Source organism: uncultured Cardiobacterium sp., from assembly GCF_938028825.1.
In the GTDB taxonomy this organism is placed as follows: Bacteria; Pseudomonadota; Gammaproteobacteria; order Cardiobacteriales; family Cardiobacteriaceae; genus Cardiobacterium.
Window position 1 is genome coordinate 1 of sequence record NZ_CALIZP010000005.1, and the last position, 3,506, is coordinate 3,506.

General features: G+C 61.8%; 4 protein-coding genes. 1 reads left to right on the forward strand and 3 read right to left on the reverse strand.

Annotated features, from left to right (window positions below; genetic code table 11):
- Positions 1-90: 90 nt before the first annotated feature.
- Entirely contained in the window at positions 91-318 is a 228-nt protein-coding gene (locus Q0562_RS00190) for a hypothetical protein (RefSeq protein WP_298639581.1), read from the forward strand.
- A 94-nt stretch (positions 319-412) separates the two neighbouring features.
- On the opposite strand, the gene Q0562_RS00195 is transcribed toward Q0562_RS00190, so the two are convergent.
- From Q0562_RS00195 to Q0562_RS00205, 3 genes are all read right to left on the reverse strand, one after another.
- A complete protein-coding gene (locus tag Q0562_RS00195; protein ID WP_298639583.1) occupies positions 413-1,525 on the reverse strand; it encodes a hypothetical protein in 1,113 nt (370 codons plus the stop codon).
- 161 nt (positions 1,526-1,686) lie between these two features.
- Complete coding sequence (locus tag Q0562_RS00200; protein WP_298639586.1) at positions 1,687-2,859, reverse strand: sel1 repeat family protein; 1,173 nt, start codon at positions 2,857-2,859, stop codon at positions 1,687-1,689.
- 14 nt (positions 2,860-2,873) lie between these two features.
- On the reverse strand, positions 2,874-3,506 hold a 633-nt coding region (locus Q0562_RS00205), incomplete at its 5' end, for a tetratricopeptide repeat protein (protein ID WP_298639588.1).

Genomic DNA, 3,506 nt, shown 5'->3' on the forward strand with positions numbered 1-3,506 from the left:
TTCACGCTACTTTATTTGCTTAGATGTATGAAATGTTAGGTGTATTAGCTATATCAAAAGGTAAGAGGTGCCAAAGAAGATGGCTCCGAGATGTTCAAGGCTGCCGAGGAGAAATATGGGGAACCGGTGAGAACGTCCGGGAACGAAGGCAGCGGGACGGTTTTCTATATCTGGTGTGGCGATGATTGCAGTATTGACAGCGACCCGACGCTGTCGCTCGTCAAATCAACGTTTTTTATCAATTTGCGCCTGGATGACCCGCGCTATGAAAACGCCGTCAAGGAACAGGAACGCAAGGACAACCCGCCGAAGTTTTGAGGGTTGGCATAAAAAACGGGACGCTGCGGCGTCCCGTTTTTTATGCGCGGGAGCAGGCTGTCGCCGCCCAGGCGGGCAATCCCGCCCGGCGGGGTTAGGGCAATTCGAGGGTCACGGCGGCATCGCCGGCGGCGGTCGTTTCCGCTTCAGCCACGCGGGTGCCGCTGACGTTGCCATCGGCGCTCAAAATCGCGCGGTAGGTGAGTTGCGGATGCTGGTTGATGCTCTCGCCGGTCATGCTGTCGCGGTCGGTGAGCTCAATACTTTGCCGGGCGGCGGGGGCGAGGGCGCGCACGGCAAGTGGCATTTTCTCGCCCGGCAGGCTGGCGCTGATGTAGAGGCGGGCGTTTTCCGGCAGGGCGGCGAGGGTCGCGGCGGCAATCTGCACGGTGATGACGGGCGCGCGGGCGGCGGGTTTGTCGCCGCTTTCCGGCGGGATGAGGCGGTAGAGCGGATGGTCGGGCGCGAGGTCGCGGCGCAGTTCCGCCCACAGCGGCGCGGCGAGGTCGGCCTTGCCGCTTTGCGTGTAGCCCGCCGCCAGCAGCAGTTTGGCGAGCGGGTTGGCGCTTTGCTCGCGCAGGATGTTTTCGATGTCGGCGGGCATCGGGCGGTCGGGGTGGGCGAAGAGGGTGGTTTGCGCGTAGTTGAGGGCGATGGCGGCGTCGGCAGGAGCGAGGCTGTACGCGCGGGCGTAGATTTGCGCCGCCTGCGGGTACTGGTTGTCGCGGCTGTAACAGCGGCCGAGTGTGTCGAGTTGCGCAGGATCGCGGCGGTCAATGCGCGCCTGCAAGGCCTGGCAGTAGATGGCGAGACTTTCTTGCGGCACGCGCTCAATGTCGCCGAGGTACTGGCTGCGCAGGAGGGCGGGGGCGAGTTGCTGTTGCAGGTGGTACCAGCGGTCGCCGTTACGGTCGGCCTGCTGCCACAGGGCGACGGCGGTCGCGACGGCAAAGAGGGCAAAGGGGTAGAACCACGGTGGCAGACGGGTCGCAGTCGGCGTTTTGCCCGCGCGCAGGGCTTTGAGTTCGTGGTAGAGACGGTAATCGCGTTCGTCCTGCCCCGCCGGATCATCGGCGGCGCGCCAGGCGGCGATGAGCGCGCGCTGCTCGGCGGCGGGATCGGCGGGCGCGTGGCGGCGGTGCGCCGCGCGCAGCAGGGGCAGGAGGGCGAGGAGGGTAAGGAGGAGTGGCGGGAGGAGGTAGGGCATGGTGTTCAGGGGGCGGGTGTTTGGGAACTGGATTTTGCAGCAGGTTTTTAGAGGCGGGCAAATTTCATCGGGTGGGCGGGGCGGTGCAGTAGATGAGGATGACCGCCAAGCAGCGTGGTTACGGGCTTTGTCGCGGCGCGGGTTTATGACGCGTTGCCGTGTCATTTGCCGAATTTCTGCAATGCTGCTTTGGCGCTTTCGTCGCCTTGCGCAGCGGCTTTTTCGAACCACTCGCGGGCTTTGCTGATGTCACGCGTTACGCCTTGGCCGTTTTCGTAGAGGGAGCCGAGGTTGTATTGGGCTGCGGCATCGCCTTGGGCGGCGGCTTTTTCAAACCAGGTACGCGCTTTGCCGTAGTCCTGTGCCACACCTTGCCCGTCTCGGTATAGAACACCGAGGTTGTATTGCGCTTGGACCAATCCTTGTACGGCTGCTTTTTCGTACCAAGCGGCAGCTTGGGCGTAGTCCTGCGCGACGCCTTGACCTTCGGCGTAAAGGACACCGAGGTTGTATTGCGCTCCGGTATTACCTTGGGCGGCCGCTTTTTCGTACCACACGCGTGCTTGACCGTAATCCTGCGCGACGCCTTTGCCTTCGTCGTAGAGGACGCCGAGGTTGTGTTGGGCATTGGCATTGCCTTGGGTAGCGGCTTTTTCATACCACGCGGCGGCTTGGGCATAGTCTTGCGCGACGCCTTGGCCTTTGTAGTAGAGGAGACCGAGGTTGTATTGGGCTTGGGCATGGCCTTGTGCGGCCGCTTTTTCCCACCAGGCGCGCGCCTGGTCGTAGTCCTGCGCCACGCCCCAGCCATTGGCGTAGAGGATGCCGAGGTTGTATTGGGCATTGGCATCATCTTGGACAGCAGCCTTTTCGAACCAGGCATGCGCTTGACCGTAGTCCTGTGCAACGCCTTTGCCTTCGGCGTAGAGGACGCCGAGGTTATATTGGGCTGTGGCGTCGCCTTGCGCGGCGGCTTTTTCGAACCATGCAGCGGATTGGGTGTAGTCCTGCTCCACGCCTAGACCATTGGCGTAGAGGATGCCGAGGTTGCTGTGCGCGGCGGCGTCGCCTTGCGCGGCGGCTTTTTCCCACCAGGCGCGCGCTTTGCCGTAGTCCTGCGCGACGCCTTGGCCTGCGTAGTAGAGGTTACCCAGATTATTTTGCGCTTCGGCATCGCCCGCTGTTGCGAGGGTTTGCCATTTTTTCAGTGCAGTGGCGTAGTCCTGCCGTTCGTAAGCCTCTACGGCGGCGGTCATCAGGGTTTCTTTTTCGCTGTCGCTCAAGGCATGGGCGGCGGTTGCGGCGAGGAGGAGGGCAAGGCAGAGGGTTTTCATGGTCTGTTTCCGCTTTATTGGGAGATTTTTTGCAAGGCTTTTTGCGCGGCTTGCTGCACTTCTTTATCTTGTTCCTGCGCAGCGGCTTTTTCGAACCACACGCGCGCTTGGGTGATGTCTTGCGGCACGCCTTGACCTTTGATGTAGAGGACGCCGAGGTTGTATTGAGCTTGGGGTATGCCCTGTGCGGCGGCTTTTTCGAACCATGCACGGGCTTTGTCGTAATCCTGTGCCACACCCTGACCTTCATAATAGAGGACAGCAAGGTTACTTTGCGCGGCAGCATCGCCTCGGAGAGCGGCTTTTTCCCACCATTCGTGTGCCTTGCCATAATCCTGTGGCACACCTTGACCGTCGTAGTAGAGGTAACCCAGTCTGTATTGCGCGACGATATGGCCTTGCGCGGCAGCTTTTCCCCACCACGCACGCGCTTGTCCGTAGTCCTGCGCGACGCCCTGCCCTTCGGCGTAAAGAAGACCGAGGGCGTACTGGGCTTTGGCATCACCTTGCGTGGCGGCTTTTGTCCACCATGCGGCGGCTTGGGCGTAGTCCTGTGCGATGTCTTGTCCTTGGTAATAGAGAGCGCCCAGTTCGAATTGCGCGGCGGCATCGCCTGCTGCGGCGCGTTGTTGCAGGTCGGCGAGGGC

Coding starts and splice junctions, on each gene's coding strand:
- Q0562_RS00190 (WP_298639581.1), top strand. CDS start 91: ATGTTCAAGGCTGCCGAGGAGAAATATGGGGAACCGGTGAGAACGTCC.
- Q0562_RS00195 (WP_298639583.1), bottom strand. CDS start 1,525: ATGCCCTACCTCCTCCCGCCACTCCTCCTTACCCTCCTCGCCCTCCTG.
- Q0562_RS00200 (WP_298639586.1), bottom strand. CDS start 2,859: ATGAAAACCCTCTGCCTTGCCCTCCTCCTCGCCGCAACCGCCGCCCAT.